General features: G+C 64.6%; 19 protein-coding genes. 5 read left to right on the plus strand and 14 right to left on the minus strand.

What is annotated here, in order from left to right:
• The first annotated feature begins 16 nt into the window (after positions 1–16).
• Positions 17–781 (plus strand): MipA/OmpV family protein, encoded by a 765-nt coding sequence (locus tag C8J98_RS17300; protein WP_107914426.1) that lies wholly within the window; start codon positions 17–19, stop codon positions 779–781.
• 9 nt (positions 782–790) lie between these two features.
• Here C8J98_RS17300 and C8J98_RS17305 read toward each other — a convergent pair whose 3' ends face one another.
• The 11 genes from C8J98_RS17305 to C8J98_RS17355 all read right to left on the minus strand — a co-directional run bounded on the left by C8J98_RS17305 (position 791) and on the right by C8J98_RS17355 (position 9356).
• Positions 791–1570 (minus strand): CPBP family intramembrane glutamic endopeptidase, encoded by a 780-nt coding sequence (locus C8J98_RS17305; RefSeq protein WP_107914427.1) that lies wholly within the window; start codon positions 1568–1570, stop codon positions 791–793.
• 65 nt (positions 1571–1635) lie between these two features.
• Positions 1636–1950 (minus strand): non-heme iron oxygenase ferredoxin subunit, encoded by a 315-nt coding sequence (locus C8J98_RS17310; RefSeq protein ID WP_107914428.1) that lies wholly within the window; start codon positions 1948–1950, stop codon positions 1636–1638.
• Positions 1947–2480 carry a GNAT family N-acetyltransferase gene (locus C8J98_RS17315; protein WP_107914429.1) on the minus strand — a complete coding sequence of 178 codons (534 nt, stop codon included), beginning with the start codon at positions 2478–2480 and terminating at the stop codon, positions 1947–1949. Before C8J98_RS17315 ends, C8J98_RS17310 begins: the two co-directional genes overlap by 4 nt.
• A 70-nt stretch (positions 2481–2550) precedes the next feature.
• A complete protein-coding gene (locus C8J98_RS17320) occupies positions 2551–3798 on the minus strand; it encodes a cysteine desulfurase (protein ID WP_107914430.1) in 1248 nt (415 codons plus the stop codon).
• A 28-nt stretch (positions 3799–3826) separates the two neighbouring features.
• Complete coding sequence (sufD, locus tag C8J98_RS17325) at positions 3827–5152, minus strand: Fe-S cluster assembly protein SufD (protein WP_107914431.1); 1326 nt, start codon at positions 5150–5152, stop codon at positions 3827–3829.
• Positions 5149–5934, minus strand: a complete 786-nt coding sequence (gene sufC, locus C8J98_RS17330) for a Fe-S cluster assembly ATPase SufC (RefSeq protein ID WP_107914485.1) — start codon at positions 5932–5934, stop codon at positions 5149–5151. The genes sufD and sufC overlap by 4 nt, the downstream gene beginning before the upstream one ends.
• A 17-nt stretch (positions 5935–5951) precedes the next feature.
• Positions 5952–6359 (minus strand): ACT domain-containing protein, encoded by a 408-nt coding sequence (locus tag C8J98_RS17335; RefSeq protein ID WP_107914432.1) that lies wholly within the window; start codon positions 6357–6359, stop codon positions 5952–5954.
• A 2-nt stretch (positions 6360–6361) separates the two neighbouring features.
• Entirely contained in the window at positions 6362–7822 is a 1461-nt protein-coding gene (gene sufB, locus C8J98_RS17340; protein WP_107914486.1) for a Fe-S cluster assembly protein SufB, read from the minus strand.
• A 14-nt stretch (positions 7823–7836) separates the two neighbouring features.
• Complete coding sequence (locus C8J98_RS17345; protein ID WP_107914433.1) at positions 7837–8289, minus strand: SUF system Fe-S cluster assembly regulator; 453 nt, start codon at positions 8287–8289, stop codon at positions 7837–7839.
• Positions 8290–8402: 113 nt separating this feature from the next.
• Entirely contained in the window at positions 8403–8612 is a 210-nt protein-coding gene (locus tag C8J98_RS17350) for a hypothetical protein (RefSeq protein WP_107914434.1), read from the minus strand.
• A gap of 9 nt (positions 8613–8621) precedes the next feature.
• Positions 8622–9356: a VacJ family lipoprotein gene (locus tag C8J98_RS17355; protein WP_199229943.1), complete on the minus strand. Its 735-nt coding sequence runs from the start codon at positions 9354–9356 to the stop codon at positions 8622–8624.
• 216 nt (positions 9357–9572) lie between these two features.
• On the opposite strand from C8J98_RS17355, the gene C8J98_RS17360 reads away from it, so the two are divergent.
• The 4 genes from C8J98_RS17360 (at position 9573) to C8J98_RS17375 (ending at position 13593) form a co-directional block, all read left to right on the plus strand.
• On the plus strand, positions 9573–10286 hold the full coding sequence (locus C8J98_RS17360; protein ID WP_107914436.1) for a response regulator: 714 nt from the start codon (positions 9573–9575) through the stop codon (positions 10284–10286).
• Positions 10283–11641 (plus strand): ATP-binding protein, encoded by a 1359-nt coding sequence (locus C8J98_RS17365; RefSeq protein ID WP_199229944.1) that lies wholly within the window; start codon positions 10283–10285, stop codon positions 11639–11641. Before C8J98_RS17360 ends, C8J98_RS17365 begins: the two co-directional genes overlap by 4 nt.
• 292 nt (positions 11642–11933) lie before the next feature.
• Entirely contained in the window at positions 11934–12272 is a 339-nt protein-coding gene (locus tag C8J98_RS17370) for a P-II family nitrogen regulator (RefSeq protein ID WP_107914437.1), read from the plus strand.
• The gene (locus tag C8J98_RS17375) at positions 12262–13593 is read left to right on the plus strand and encodes an ammonium transporter (protein WP_107914438.1); all 1332 of its coding nucleotides are present in this window, start codon (positions 12262–12264) and stop codon (positions 13591–13593) included. Before C8J98_RS17370 ends, C8J98_RS17375 begins: the two co-directional genes overlap by 11 nt.
• A gap of 160 nt (positions 13594–13753) precedes the next feature.
• Here the strand turns inward: C8J98_RS17375 and C8J98_RS17380 are convergent, their stop codons facing one another.
• The 3 genes from C8J98_RS17380 to C8J98_RS17390 form a co-directional block, all read right to left on the minus strand.
• Complete coding sequence (locus C8J98_RS17380; protein ID WP_107914439.1) at positions 13754–13984, minus strand: hypothetical protein; 231 nt, start codon at positions 13982–13984, stop codon at positions 13754–13756.
• 205 nt (positions 13985–14189) lie between these two features.
• Positions 14190–15467 (minus strand): nucleotide sugar dehydrogenase, encoded by a 1278-nt coding sequence (locus tag C8J98_RS17385; protein ID WP_107914440.1) that lies wholly within the window; start codon positions 15465–15467, stop codon positions 14190–14192.
• Between the two features lie 78 nt (positions 15468–15545).
• Positions 15546–16037 (minus strand): RidA family protein, encoded by a 492-nt coding sequence (locus C8J98_RS17390; RefSeq protein WP_107914441.1) that lies wholly within the window; start codon positions 16035–16037, stop codon positions 15546–15548.
• Between the last annotated feature and the right edge of the window lies 1 nt (position 16038).

The raw sequence follows: 16038 nt of genomic DNA on the forward strand, positions 1-16038 counted from the left end.
CACCCCGGCTATTCGCATGCGTCGTTCGTGTTCTGCCGCCCTGTCCCTGCTCGTGGCCTGCGCGGCCGTCCATGCCGAAGACGATAATGCGCCGACGTATGCGTTCGGCGCGGGCGCACAGCGCATGCCCGCCTGGCAGGGATCAAAAGATCACCGCAACCAGGGCATCCCGTATATCGACATCGAGATTCCTGGGCTGGGCGAACTTTCCACCGCGGACGGCCTCATGGTCGACCTCATCCACGGCGAGCACTGGCATGGCGGCCTGTACGGCAACTGGCTGTGGGGTCGCACACGCGACGACCTGGGGCCGCTGGGCGGCAAGGTCGCTTCGCTTTCACCACGTTTCCAGACCGGCGGCTACCTCGAATACGCCTTCACGAAAAAGTTCAGCATCGGCAGTCACCTCGCGCACGATACCAACGGTGCCGGCGCCTATGCGGCAATCTACGCCGACTACCAGTTGCCCGATGTCTGGTACATACAACACTCCCTCGAAGTGCAGGTGGAAGGCATGAACGGCCCCGCGATGCGCCGCTTCTTCGGCGTCACGCCTATCGAAGCCGGCAATCTCGGCACGCGCGCATGGCGCCCTGGCGCCGGCGGTGAATCGGCGGACATCGAATACGACGCGTTCATCCCTACTTCGCAGCAGACCGGCTTCGCATTAGCCGTGAAGTACGGGAAGCTCTACGGCGATGCCGCGTCCAGCCCCTTGGTCGACCGCTTCGGATCCAGCCGCCAGGTCACCGAGACGCTGGCCTTCGTCTATCACTTCTGAGGCGACGCCTCAGGCCAGGTCGGCATCCAGGCCATCGCGTTCGAACTGCGTCGGTATCGCGAACAGCACGCCCATCATGATCAGGTGCGCCGCGGCCGAAAGGAATGGCGCCCAGATCGCCGACAGCACGTCGTGCGGCAGGATGTCCCCGATCAGCACATTGGCCAGGTTCCAGCCCCAGTGCATGCCGACAGCCAGCCACAACGAGCCCGTGCGCACGACGGCGGTCCCATAGGCCAGGCCGAAACAAAACAGCGTCACCCATTCCGTCGGTCCTCGCCCCAACCGGTAGAGATGGTCGAGTACATAGAGCACGCTGGATGCGAGGACAAACATCCACGGCTGCCAATGGATGCGAGCGGCGCGATACGGAAATCCACGGGTGAGGATGTCCTCGGCCAGCGACGGCACCAGGGTGACGAGTAACGCCCAGGGAATCGACGACAGGAAAGACACTGCCGCCACCGGCGTCGACTCCGGCGCCCGTGCGGCGTAAACGTTCAGGGCCATGCCGACGCACACGGCGACGTACTTCATGAGCAACGCGAGTGCCAGGCCGCCGACTAACAGCAGCGGTGTCGCACGTCGCCATTCCAACGCATACGCCTCATAGCCGCGGAAGCCCAGCCAGCGAGCCAGCGGCCACGCGCCCACCAGCATGGCGAGAAGGAAGGCTGCCTGGACGGACACACTGCCGAGCAGGCGAGTGCCGATACCTTCGGCCGCCTGATACAGGACGAACAGGAGCGCGAACGCGAGCGCGGTGCGCCGACGGCCGTTCGAAACCATGGATTCCCCGGTACGAGTGTCGCTGCCGGCAAGCTTAGGGCGTGAACGCGTTGTGCGCCATAGGTTCAGCGGTCGTCGCGGGTCCAGATCGCGCCGTCGCGCTCCTGGATGGGGAACACCGTGACCGGCTCGTAGGCCGGTGGGCAGGTCACCTCTCCCGTGCGCAGGTCGAAACGCGCTCCGTGACGCACGCATTCCACTTCGAAGCCGACCACCGGGCCTCCGGCCAGTTCGCCGCCATCGTGCGTACAGACATCCTCGATGGCATAGAGCGCCCCGTCGATGTTATAGACGGCAATGGCGGTATCGCCGTCCCAGACCACCCGGAACTCGCCCGGCAGGAGCTCGCTACGCGTGCCGACGCGAACCCAGTCGTTCATGCGCTGAGCTCCTTGACCAGGTACTCGAAACGGAGATCGTCCCGTTGCGGCAGGCCGAAGCGCTCATCCCCGTAGGGAAACGGTTTGGTCCGACCGCTGCGAACATAGCCACGACGCTCGTACCAGGCGATCAGTTCCGCGCGGATGTCGATCACCGTCATCTCGATTCGCTCGCTCCCCCATTCCCTGCGGGCAATGCGTTCGACTTCCTCGATGACCAGGCGGCCGATGCCGGCTCCCTGCAGCGGAGGGTGCACGGAAAACATGCCGAAGTAGCAGACCGGCCCCTGGTGTTCGATGTAGCAGGAGGCGCCGATGGCGCCATCGCGCTCGAACAGCACGAAGCGACCGTCCTCGCTGGTCAGCAACGCCTCGATCTCGGTGACATCGGTACGACGGCCATGGAGGAAGTCGGCCTCGGTGGTCCACCCGGCACGGCTGGCGTCCCCGCGGTAAGCAGACTCGACCAGGGCCGCGATGAGGGGCGCGTCGGCGGCGGTAGCCGTACGGAAAGTGTGCGTCGGTGTCATGGGCGGGCGGCGGCTATTTCTGTAGGAGCCGATTCATCGGCGAATGGGTGCTCGCGATAATATCGTTGCGTCAAAGCAACAGCTTGCGGACCTTGCCGATCGCCTCGATGAAACCGTCAACCTCGGTCTTCGTGTTGTAGAAGGCCAGCGACGCGCGCAGCGTTGCCGGTACACCGAAGAAATGCATGAGCGGGTGCGCGCAATGGTGGCCCGAGCGAACAGCCACGCCCTGCAGGTCCAGCAGGGTTGCCATATCGTTGGCGTGCGCGCCCTCGAGCAGGAACGAGACGACCGGCTCCTTCTCCTTCGCGCGGCCGAAGATCCGCACCCCGGGCAGGTTCTCGATGGCTTTGGTGGCATAGGCCAGCAAGTCTTGCTCGTACGCCTCCAGGCGATCGAAGCCGATGTCCTCGATGTAACGGATAGCTGCGGCCATGCCTGCGAAACCGGCTATGTTCGGCGTGCCGGCCTCGAAGCGATGCGGCGGATCGGCGAACACCGTGCCTTCAAAGCGCACCTCGCGGATCATCTCACCACCGCCGAAGAACGGCGGCATCGCCATCAGGTGCTCGCGCCTGGCCCAGAGCGCACCAGTGCCGGTGGGCGCGAGCATCTTGTGCCCGGTAATGGCGTAGAAGTCGCAGCCCAGGGCCTGCACATCGATACGACGATGCGGCGCCGCCTGCGAGCCGTCAACCAGCAGCGGGATGCCGCGCTTGCGGCATTCGCGTGCTATCTCGCGAATCGGATTCACCGTACCCAGCACGTTGGAAACGTGCCCGACGCAGGCGAGCTTCACCTCGGGCGTCAGCATCTCGAAGAACTTCTCGAGGATCAGTTCGCCGTTCGTATCGATCGGTGCGGCCTTGACGGTCGCGCCGGTACGCTCGGCCACGAGCTGCCACGGAACAATGTTGGCGTGATGCTCCATCACCGTAGTGAGGATAGCGTCGCCGGCTTTCAGTCGCGGCAACGCATAGCTATAGGCGACCAGGTTGATCGCCTGCGTGGTGCCGGAAGTGAGGATGACTTCGTCACGCGACGACGCATTGATGAACCGCGCCAGGGCATCGCGAGCACCCTCATACGAGGCGGTCGCTTCTTCGCCCAACGTATGCACGGCGCGCGCGACGTTGGCGTTGTGCTGGCGATAGTGACGGTCCACGGCCTCGATCACCGACACCGGCTTCTGGCTCGTGTTGGCGTTATCGAAGTAGATCAGCGGCTTGCCGTGGACGGTACGCGACAGCAGCGGGAAATCGGCGCGGATGCGCTCGACATCGAGCGGCAAAACCGCTGGCTCGGGCTTGGCGTTCATGGCTTGGCTCCGGTATTCGGTGTTGGCGTTATTCGGCGGACGGACCGGTGGGCAGGTGCGCAACGAGCAGGTCACCCAGATGCTCGCGCAGGGCCTCGTTCGGCAGCGATTCGAGGGCGGCGCGGCAGAACGCCAGGGTGAGCAGGCTGCGCGCCTGCGCCAACGGAATACCGCGCGAACGCAGATAGAACAACGAACGTTCGTCGAGCTGGCCGATGGTCGCGCCGTGCGCGGCCTTGACCTCATCGGCGTATATCTCGAGTTCCGGCTTGGTGTCGATCTCGGCCTGGGCCGAAAGCAGCAGGTTCTTGTTGCTCAGGGAGGCGTCGCTACCGTCGGCACCTTCCGCGACGACGATGGCGCCGCGGAATACGCCACGCGAACGGCCGTCGGCGATACCGCGCCACAGCGCATCCGACGCCGTGTCGCGGGCGTTGTGACGCACCTCGAGCTGGGTATCGATGTGCTGGCGGCCGCTCAGCGCGAAGACGCCGCGCGAATCGAAACGCGCGCCATCACCGACAAGTTCAGTGGTGAGCTCGTGGCGCACCAGCGCTCCACCGAGCTCCAGCGCGTGTACGGTTGCGGCGGCATTCGCCTCAATCCGTACATGACTGCGACGGACCAGGGTCGTTGCGGCAGAGGCGTCCTGCAGGACGACCAGTCCGAGGGTGGCGCCTTCCCGCACGACAACGTCGGCGACAACGGTACCCAGCTGGGTGGCTTCACCGAGGGAAACAAAATGCTCGACCACGTCGGCACGGGCGCCCTGCCCCACGTCGACCAGCACGCGAACGTGCCACGCGGTATCGGGTTGCGAACCACTCGACACGTGGACGATGTGCAGCGGCCTGCCGACATGCGCCCCGTCAGCGATATGCAGCACGAGGCCATCGATCGCCAACGCCGCATTCAGGTGGGCGAAGGCATCGGCGGCGCCGCGGCGGTAACGGTTTGCCAGCGCGAAGCGTAGCGGTTCCGGCTGCGTTTCCAGCGCTACGCCCAGCGGCGCCAGCGACACGCCGACGCTCCCTTCCAGTGCGGACAGGTCGGCGCGGAACGCACCGTCGACGAAGACGATACGCGAGCCTTCGACACCCGGGAGGGCAAACGAGGAGGGATCCACCACGAAGCCGTTCGCCACACCGGCATCGGCGAGTGAAAACGCGCGCTGCGATAGCGCGCGGAGCGGCGTGTATTTCCAGGACTCGTTACGGGATTCAGGCAGGCCGGTTTCGGCGAGCGACTCCAGGTTTTCGCGACGCGCGGCATCGAGCCAGGCGATGCCGCTGGGCGGCACGGCCGTGGCGGCGTCCAGCGCCGCCCGCACGAACGGGGACGGCGCCTGGCTCATGCCGGTGCTCCGGCGAGGTCAGCCTTGCGCAGTTCCGGGTGGGTATCTGCCAGCCACGCATAGCCCTGCTCTTCGAGCTTCAGCGCGAGGCTCTTGTCGCCGCTCTCGACGATGCGACCACCGGCGAGCACGTGCACGAAGTCCGGCTCGATGTAGTCGAGCAGACGCTGGTAATGGGTGACGATAAGGAAGGAGCGGTCCGGCGAGCGCAAGGCATTCACGCCCTCGGCAACCTGCTTCAGCGCGTCGATGTCGAGGCCGGAATCGGTCTCGTCGAGGATAGCCAGCTTCGGCTCGAGCACGGCCATCTGGAAGATCTCGTTGCGCTTCTTCTCGCCACCGGAGAACCCTTCGTTCACCGCGCGGTGGAGCAGATCGTCGGAGATCTGCATCACCTTGAGTTTCTCGCGAACCAGCTTGAGGAAGCGCATGGAATCCAGCTCCTCCTCGCCACGAAACTTCCGCTGCGCGTTGAGTGCTGCCCGCAGGAAGTAGGTGTTGTTCACGCCCGGGATCTCCACCGGGTACTGGAAGGCGAGGAACATGCCTACCGCGGCGCGTTCTTCCGGCTCCAGCGCCAGCAGGTCGCGACCGTCGAAGTTTACGGAACCTGCCGTGACCTCGTAGCCGTCGCGACCGGAAAGGACATTAGCCAGCGTGGATTTACCCGCGCCGTTCGGTCCCATGATCGCGTGCACTTCACCGGGTTTCACGGCGAGCGAAAGGCCTTTGAGGATCTCCTTGCCTTCGACGCGGGCGTGGAGGTTGTCGATCGTAAGCATGTGCATGGTGCTGTCCATCAGGGCGTGAGGTGCGACAGCGCGTCGAGCGCGTCGTCGCGGCGATCCCAGGGCACGAAGAGGTGATCGTGCAGGAACGCGGAAACCGGGTTGCAGGGAATACCGCGCTTAGCCAGCGCGGCGGAAACGGCGGCCATCAGGCCCACCGCGGTAAGGCTCGACTGCACGCGCAAGGTGATGCGAGCCCATAGCATGCGCTCGTTGCCGAGGGTTTCTTCGTCGACATCGACGATGAGCGTGGTGCCCTCGGCCTCGCGAAACATCATCAGGGCGTCGGCCATACGCTCACGCGCCTTCTCATGGGAGGCGTGCAGGAAGCGCTTGGGCACCGGGTCGAGTTCCGGATCCAGCGCAGCCAGCAAGGTGCGCAGATCGGTCAGGCCCGGTGCGGAGCCGGCGATGCCCATGCTCAGCCCACCGCGCCTTCGAGTGAGACTTCGAGCAGCTTCTTGGCTTCCACGGCGAACTCCATCGGCAGTTCGCGGAACACCTGCTTGCAGAAGCCGTCGACGATCATGGAGACCGCGTCTTCCTCACCGATACCGCGCGAGAGGCAGTAGAACAGCTGGTCGTCGGAGATCTTCGAGGTGGTGGCCTCGTGCTCGACGATCGCGCTGGGGTTCTTCACTTCCATGTACGGGAAGGTGTGCGCGCCGCACTTCTTGCCGATCAGCAGTGAGTCGCACTGGGTGTAGTTGCGCGCGCCATCGGCGCCCTTCTCGATTTTCACCAGGCCGCGATAGCTGTTCGAGCTGCGGCCGGCGCTGATGCCCTTGGCGACGATCTTCGACTTGGTGCCCTTGCCGATGTGGATCATCTTGGTGCCGGTGTCGGCCTGCTGACGGTGATGCGTGAGCGCCACCGAGTAGAACTCGCCCACCGAACGGTCGCCGCGGAGGATGCAGCTGGGGTACTTCCAGGTGATCGCCGAACCGGTCTCGACCTGGGTCCACGAAATCTTCGAGTCCGCGCCACGGCAGTCACCGCGCTTGGTCACAAAGTTGTAGATGCCGCCCACGCCGTTCTCGTCGCCCGGGTACCAGTTCTGCACGGTGGAGTACTTGATCTGCGCGCGTTCCAGCGCGATCAGTTCGACCACGGCCGCGTGCAGCTGGTTTTCGTCACGCATAGGCGCGGTGCAGCCTTCGAGGTAGGACACGTAAGCGTCGTCTTCGACGATGATCAGCGTGCGCTCGAACTGCCCGGTATTGATGGCGTTGATGCGGAAATAGGTCGACAGTTCCATCGGGCAACGCACGCCGCTCGGAATGAAGACGAAGCTGCCGTCGGAGAACACGGCCGAATTGAGCGCCGCGAAGTAGTTGTCCGCCGTGGGAACCACGCTGCCGAGGTACTGGCGCACCAGGTCACCGTGCTCGCGGATCGCTTCGGACATCGAACAGAAGATCACGCCGGCTTCGGCCAGTTCCTTGCGGAAGGTCGTGCCGACCGAGACCGAGTCGAACACCGCGTCGACGGCCACACCAGCCAGTCTCGCGCGCTCATGCAGCGGCACGCCGAGCTTCTCGTAGGTTTCGAGCAGCTTCGGATCCACTTCATCCAGCGACTTCGGGCCCGCCTTCGGCGCCGAGTAGTAACTGACCGACTGGTAGTCGATCGGCGCGATGTCGAGCTTCGCCCAGTCCGGCTCGGGCATGGTCAGCCAGTGCCGATACGCGGCCAGACGCCAGTCGGTCATCCATTCCGGCTCACCCTTGATCGCGGAGAGCTGGCGGACGATGTCCTCGCTCAGGCCGGGAGGAAGGCTGTCCGATTCGATATCGGTGACGAACCCGGCCTCGTAGCGGCGGTTGAGCGCCTCTACGACTTCGGCGTTGTCGCGCACCGGGGCTGCCACGTCGCGTGTCATGTTCTCACTCTCGTTCATGCGTTCGCCTGCGCGACCTGGGTCGCATCCTTCGCCGGCGCCGTGGGGCGCCCGGCCAGCATCTGAGCCAGGGTCATGGCGCGCAGCACGCCGCCGATGGCCCCGGAAACCGAGCGCCAGCTGTCGCTGACACCACATTGGGCCTGACGGTCGCACTGGCCCTGGGCCACGCTGCATTCCGTCATGCCGATCGGCCCTTCCATCGCCTCGACGATGTCGGCCAGGCTGATCGCCTCGGCCGGACGCGCCAGCCGATAGCCGCCGTTAACGCCACGAAACGACTCCACCAGCCCCGCATGGCCGAGCAGCTTGAGCAGCTTCGACACCGTGGGCAGCTCCAGACGCGCCTCATCGGCGATCTGGGCAGTGCTCAGAACGTCGGAAGGGTGCGCGGCGATGCATGTCATCACCACGGTCGCGTAATCGGTCAATCGGCTGACACGAAGCATCGGGGAAGGGGCACAGTCAATACCGGACCAAAATGGTACTGTTTTCCGGCCGACTGTGCAATGTGACAGGCCGCCGAAGCGGCTCCCACAGAAAAACCGGCGCCCCGGCCCGGTCAGCTGCCGCGCTCGTGCGCCCGGATGGAAGCGATCATGGCGATCAGCCGCGAGGTCTCACCCGCTTCCACCAGATCCTCCGCGGTCCGGAAGCCCAGCTCGGCAATGGGGTCCTCGACGAACCAGGCGCGGCGCCTGGCCCGGTTCGGCTCGACATGGCGGGCCGCGGCCATCACACGCGCTGTATCGCAAAGCAGGCGAACGCTCATGGGGGAGTCTCAGGGATTGACCGGTAGGCCTGTGGCGGCCCGCCCGTCACTGCTGGGCACGGTGGTGTGGACCGAGCCCTCGCGTCCATCCTCGACCAGCGCGACGCGATGTGCAGCGGCGGCATCGCGTAGCGCGGCGTAGTAATCGGGCGACTGCTCGAGCTTGTCGGTCAGCGGCAGAGCACGGGCCCGCCCATCGACGATGCCGCCTACCGTGCCGACGAGCTGGACGTCCCCCACGGTGTCGGAGTTATTCCCAAGCCGATTGAAACCCAGGGTCAGGATGCGCCCGAAGGTGTCGCGGACGTTCGATGACCCGAACACCGGTAGCTCCACGGTATGCCCGGGCCCCATTCCCCACACACCGAAGGTCTGGCCGAGATCGGCACTGTGGTGCGGCATGCCCCAGTGATTGGCGACATCGAAGATGCCGGCCACACCTACCGTGCTGTTTACGATGAAGCGGCCGGCGGTGTTGAGGGATCGCAGCATATTCGCCTGGAGCAGGTCGTTGGCGAAGACCAGCGGCTCCTGCAGATTCTGCGCAAAGTTGCGCACACCGTTGCGCACCGGCTGACCCAGATGGGAGTAGCCCCGCGCCACCGGACGCAGGATCGCGCGGTCCACGCCTTTGTTGAAAGCGAACACTTTGCGGTTGATTGGCTCGTCCTGCGCAGCGGGAGCGGCGCCCTCGTTCGTCTCGCCCTTCTTTACGCCGTGAGAGCAGGCGGAAAGCGCCAGCATCGCGACAATCGCTGTGAATTTCGGGGTAGAACACTGGGAAACGGTCATCTTGATCTCTCGGTTGGGCGGGCTTCGCCTGAGAGTGACGACCGTTTGCGTACCGCGTTTATCCACTTCGCGTCTGGCCGGACATAGTGTTTCCGGGCAGAAATAAATGACAAAGAGAGACGGCAACCCGATATACATATCGCCACGTACAACGGAATCCGGCCCGCCATGCAACGCCTTCTCATCGTGGACGACGACGAGGAAATCCGCTCGCTGCTGCAGCGGTTCTTCCACAGGAACGGCTTCGAGACCGACATGGCAGCCTCGGGCAAGGAGATGGATGCCCATCTCGCAAAGGCCTCCTACGATCTCATCCTGCTCGACGTGATGCTGCCTGACGAGGATGGATTCAGCCTTTGCAAGCGGCTTCGTGCGACCGGGCGGACGGCCATCATCATGGTGACCGGCGTCGTCGAGGCCACCGACCGTATCGTCGGACTCGAACTCGGCGCGGATGACTACGTCACGAAGCCCTTCGATGCGCGTGAGCTGCTCGCCCGCGTGCGCGCCGTACTTCGCCGAAGTGAAGTCGCACCGCACCAGCCCCCGGCGAGCAGCCTTGCCCCCATGCTTTGCTTCAGCGGGTGGCGCCTCGACGTCATGCGGCGCGAACTACGCTCTTCCGATTTCACCCTGACGCCGCTCTCCGGTGGCGAGTTCGAACTACTGGTGGCCTTCGTGCAACACCCGCAGCGCATCCTCACCCGCGAGCAACTCATCGACATGTCGCGCGGGCCGGCACATGACGCTTTCGATCGGAGCATCGACGTGCAGGTGAGCCGCCTGCGCCGCAAGATCGAGGAAGACCCCAGCGATCCCGAGATCATCCGCACCGTGCGCAACGTGGGGTATCTGTTCGCGTCGACCGTGGAACGGCTGTGATTCACCCGCGCCGCTGGGCGGCAGACACGATCAGCCGGTGGTTCGCTATCAACATCGTAGTGGCGGTGATCATCGCGGCAGGCATGAATGCTGCATTCGTTGCCCTGGCAGGTGTCTGGGCGAAGCCGGGCATCGAGGAGATCGGCCTTGTCGATCAGGCCGTCACCATTACGCGAATCATGGATGGCGCACCGGTCGCATGGCGGCCGCAACTGGCAGCGGCCGCGAAGAACGAGACCTTCGACGCAACCTGGCTCCCCAACGAAGACGCACTGCCCGTTCCCGTCACAAATTCAATGTTCCGCTCCGGCAGTGAAAAGATCAGGACGTTGCTCCAACGCCCCGGTGTGCGGGTCATCGCCTACGAACCCGGCGATGCGTATCGCCAGGGCCGCGCGGAAACGCACTACGGACTCGCGATCAGCCTGTCGGATGGATCCTGGGTGCTATTCGTGACGCCTGAACGAAGCTGGGGCCTACATGCATGGGTTCGCACGCTTCTTACCGGCAGCTTCGTTCTCGCCTGTAGCCTCTGTGTCGCCGCGCTCGCCAGCCGACGACTGGCTCGCCCCATGGAACGATTTGCCCGGCAGGCGCAGCGTTTCGGTGCCGACGTCAACGCGCCTCCGGTGCAAGTCACCGGGCCCCTCGAGATCCGGCTCGCCGGCCAGGCCTTCAACGAAATGCAGTCCCGCGTGCAGCGCTACGTGGCGGATCGGACGCACATGCTCGCCGCCATCTCCCATGACCTCCGAGCCCCGTTGACGCGCATGCGCCTGCGCGGCGAGTTCATCGAGGACGAGGAGCAACAACGAAAGCTGTTCCGCGACGTCGACGAGATGCAGGCGATGGTGAACGCATCGCTGGACTTCTTTCGCGACGACAGTGAGCAGGAAGCCGCCACTCGCTTCAACTTGTCCGAACTGATCAACACCGTCCTCGATGATTTTCGCGACGCGGGTGACGACGTCGCCTTCCGCGCCAGTGAAAGCATCGCCTATGTCGGTCGCCCGCTGACCCTGCGCCGCGCAATCGCCAACCTGGTCGACAACGCAGTGAAATACGGCGTGCGCGCGACGGTTCGCCTATCCGCAGGCACCGAGTGGGTCGAGGTTCTGATCGATGATGACGGTAGCGGCATTCCCGAACATCTGCGCCAGGATGTCTTCCGACCGTTCTACCGGGTGGAAAGTTCACGCAACCGCAAGACAGGCGGCGTTGGACTGGGTCTCGCCGCGGCGCGCTCCGCAGTGCGCGGCCACGGCGGTGATATTTTGCTGGAGAGCCGGGTTTCCGGTGGGTTACGGGTCCGCGTGCGGCTGCCGGTGCTGAGCGGGGGCCCTGCGGAAGCCTGACACCCGATGCCTTGCCTGACACCCGACACCTTGTAGGAGCCGATTCATCGGCGATCCCGCGGCAGCGGGGAAGGGTGTCGCGAGCACCCGTTCGCCGATGAATCGGCTCCTACACGAGCGCGTGTTCGCACCTTTAGCGGGAATCGAAAATCCCTATCTTGGTGCAAATGACGGGCCGACGGCTCGATGGCCCCGGCCCCATGCCGCACCGCACAAGGCCTGTAGCGTCTCACCGACCTCTGGCACGCATCCTGCTCCCTCTCCCCCAGTCCAACCATGGGGAGCAACGGTAGTGAAGTGGATCAACGCGATCATCAAGCCGTTCACGCTGGACGACGTTCGGGAGGCCCTCGCCGAGGCCGGGGTGCAGGGCATGACGGTGACCGAGGTGAAGGGCTTCGGCCGGCAACACGGGCACACCGAGCTATATCGCGGCGCCGAGTACGTCGTGGACTTCCTGCCCAAGCTGAAGATCGAAATCGCCGTGACCGACGAACAGCTCGAGCGCGCCGTCGAGGCGATCAGCACCGCCGCACGCACGGGCAAGATCGGCGACGGCAAGATCTTCGTCATCGACCTGGAGCAAGCCATCCGGATCCGTACGCAGGAGGTCGACGCCGATGCGCTCTAAGTTCGCACGCACGCTCGCCGCGGCGTCCGCCGCCACACTGCTTCCCTGTAGCGCCTTCGCCCAGGCCGCCACACCGGCAAAGCTCGATTCCGGCGATACCGCCTGGATGCTCACCGCCACGATGCTCGTGCTGCTGATGACCATCCCTGGCCTGGCGCTGTTCTACGGCGGCATGGTGCGCGCGAAGAACCTGCTCTCCGTGCTCATGCAGTGCTTCGCAATCACCGCCCTGGTCACCATCCTCTGGGTGGTCTACGGCTACTCCCTCGCCTTCGACACGACCGGCATGACTGCCGGCACGACCAACCTGCATTCCTTCATCGGCGGCCTCGGGCACGGCATGCTCACTGGCCTCACGCCGGGCAGCCTTTACCAGACCGTGCCCGAAGCCGTGTTCGTGATGTTCCAGATGACTTTCGCGATCATCACCCCCGCCCTGATCGTCGGCGCGATCGCCGAACGCATGAAGTTCTCCGCGCTACTCGTATTCACCGCGCTGTGGTTCACCCTGGTCTACCTGCCCATCGCGCACATGGTCTGGGGTGGCCCGGGCTCGTTCCTTGGCGATCTGGGCGTGCTCGACTTCGCCGGTGGCACGGTGGTGCACATCAATGCGGGTATCGCCGGACTGATCGGCTGTCTCGTCATCGGCAAGCGCCGTGGTTATCCGACGACGGCGATGCCACCGCACAACCTCGGCTACACGCTCGTCGGTGCCAGCATGCTCTGGCTCGGCTGGTTCGGCTTCAACGCCGGTTCCGCGGTTGCCGCCAACGGCAGTGCCGGCATGGCCATGCTGGTGACGCAGATCGCCACCGCCGCCGCGGCCATCGGCTGGACCGCCATCGAGTGGATCATCCACCGCCGGGCCAGCGTGCTTGGCATTGCGTCGGGTGCCGTGGCCGGTCTCGTCGCCATCACCCCGGCAGCCGGCACGTGCGGACCAGGCGGCGCACTCGTGCTCGGTCTCGTCGCAGGCTTCGTCTGTTTCTTCAGTGCGACGAGCCTCAAGCGCAAGTTCGGTTACGACGACTCGCTCGATGTCTTCGGCGTGCACGCCATCGCCGGCATCATCGGCGCCTTGCTCACCGGCCCGCTCGCCGCACCCGCACTCGGCGGCTTCGGAACGGTCACGGACCTCGGGCTGCAGCTTTGGATCCAGTTCAAGGGCGTGTCGTTCACCGTCGTCTACAGCGCCGTGCTCAGCTACGCGATCTTCAAGGGCATCAAGGTCACCATGGGCTTGCGTGTCGACGAGGAACAGGAACAGATCGGCCTGGATCTCGCGCTGCACGAAGAGCGCGGCTACAACCTCTCTTAAGCCAGCTCTTTGTAGGAGCCGATTCATCGGCGAATGGGCGCTTGCGACATCCTGACCCGCTGCCGCGGGGATCGCCGATGAATCGGCTCCTACAGAAGACAGTGGATGCAAAGAAAGAGCCGGCGATATGCCGGCTCTTTTTTTGCATCCACGCAGAAGATCAGCGATTCACCCAATGGCACTGGCGGGTGGTGTGATAGTGACCATGGTGGTCGGACACGCGCGCGTTGTGGCAGACCTGGTGACGATGGTGCGCCGGAGGATGGTGGGGATCCGGATGATGGTCGTCGGCATGGGCGGCCAGCGGTGCCATGAACGCGGCGCCCATCACGAGTAGTGCGACGACTCGCGAGCGATGACGGGTGATGCTTCCGGCGGTTTTGGTAATCATGCTGGTCTCCTCTGTGGGGAGCACAACGTCGCTGTTCCGGGAGGGCTAGTCAATACGGTCTGCAAGAACGTACTGCGGTGCATTCAGCAACGTTCATTTGAGGCGAAGAAGCGCAAGTTATTGCGCTTCTTCGCAAGTGCCCTTCGCCGATGAATCGGCTCCCACAAAAAGCGCGGAGCATGCCTGTCAAAGGGGCCGGTGAGGGTTATAGGCGGCCGTCGACGGTGTCTTGCGGGAGCACTGACTTTACGTCGTAGACCACCGCGCCTTTCTTGCCGAAGCCGCGAATCTTCTCCGCGCCGAAGGCACGGAATTCGTCGTGCGCGACGGCGATGATGACCGCGTCGTAGACACCTTCTTCGATCGCGTCGATCGTGCGCACGCCGTACTCGCGCGAGCACTCTTCGTTGTCGACCCACGGGTCGTACACGTCGACATTCGCCATCGACTTCTTCAGGTCGCGGACGATATCGATCACGCGCGTGTTGCGCAGGTCCGGACAGTTCTCCTTGAAAGCGAAACCGAGGACCAGCACGCGCGCGTCGACGATATGCAGACGGCGTTCGCTCATCAGGCGAATGACACGATCCGCCACGTAGGTGCCCATGCGGCTGTTGATCCGGCGCGCGGCGAGGATCAGTTCCGGGTGATAGCCGGTGACTTCCGCCTTGTGGGTGAGGTAGTAAGGATCGACACCGATGCAGTGCCCACCGACCAGCCCGGGCCGGAACGGCAGGAAGTTCCACTTCGTGCCGGCCGCCTCGAGGACCTCACCGGTGTCGATGCCCAGACGGTTGAAGATCAGCGCGAGCTCGTTGACCAGGGCGATGTTGACGTCGCGCTGCACGTTCTCGATGACCTTGGCCGACTCGGCGATCCGAATGGACGAGGTCTTGTGGGTACCTGCGCGGATGATCGTGCGATAGAGCGCGTCCACGCGATCGGCCGCTTCCGGAGTGGAGCCCGACGTCAACTTGCGAATGTCCACGACGCGGCGCGCGTGGTCGCCCGGATTGATACGCTCAGGGCTGTAGCCGCAATGGAAATCCACGTTGAAGACCAGGCCCGAACCGGCTTCGAGGATCGGCACGCAGATTTCTTCGGTCGTTCCCGGATAGACGGTGGACTCGAAGATCACCAGGTCGCCGGGTCGGATCACCGTACCCAGCGTGCGGCAAGCCTTTTCCAGCGGCTCGAGGTCCGGGCGCTGGGCCTCGTCGATCGGGGTGGGTACGGTGACGATGTAGACGTTGCGATCGGCCAGGTCGGCGAGGTCGCCGCTATAGCGCAAGCGCGCGGCGGCCGAGAGGGCGTCGCCGGTGACTTCCATCGTATGGTCGTGGCCGGCGCGAAGCTGCTCGAGCCTTGCCGGATCGATATCGAAGCCAAGCGTATCGAAGTGCCGGCCGAATTCGACGGCGAGGGGCAGGCCGACGTAACCGAGACCGATGATGCCGATCCGCGGATCAGGAGTAAGAGCCATAGGGCGCCCGGGCGTCCAAAAGAAACGAAGCGTACACGCCGGAGCGGCGGCTTAGTACCACCACCCCGGCATGGGCCTTCAGGGACGGACCGCGGTGACCTCGATTTCGACCAGGAAGTTGGGGCTGGCAAGCCCCGCCACCTGCATCGCCGAGCGCGATGGGAGGTTCGGCTGGGCCGGCGTGCCGAAGAACTGCGTGTAACCGGCCATGAAGCCGGCGAAGTCCATCTTGCCGCCCTTGGCCGGGTCGCCGACCAGGAAGACCTGCATCTTCACCACGTCACCCAGGGACAGGCCCATACCCTTGAGCTGCTTTTCGATGGAGGTCAGGACGCCGACCGTCTGCGTGCGGGTGTCGCCGTAAGCCTGCGGGGTGTCCTTGGCCGCGGCGGTGTCGGCCACGGGAGGCACGGCGCCACTGAGGAAGACCAGGGTCTTGCCCGCCGGCACCTCGACCGCCGCCGAGATGGGGAACGTGCTGTTCGGAATCTTGTGCCGAACGACATCGGCGGCGAAGCCGGGCGTCGCGGCCAGGAGTAACAGCGGCAGGAGGATGCCTCTCTTCAACATG

Source organism: Luteibacter sp. OK325, assembly GCF_003050935.1.
Classification (GTDB): Bacteria; Pseudomonadota; Gammaproteobacteria; order Xanthomonadales; family Rhodanobacteraceae; genus Luteibacter.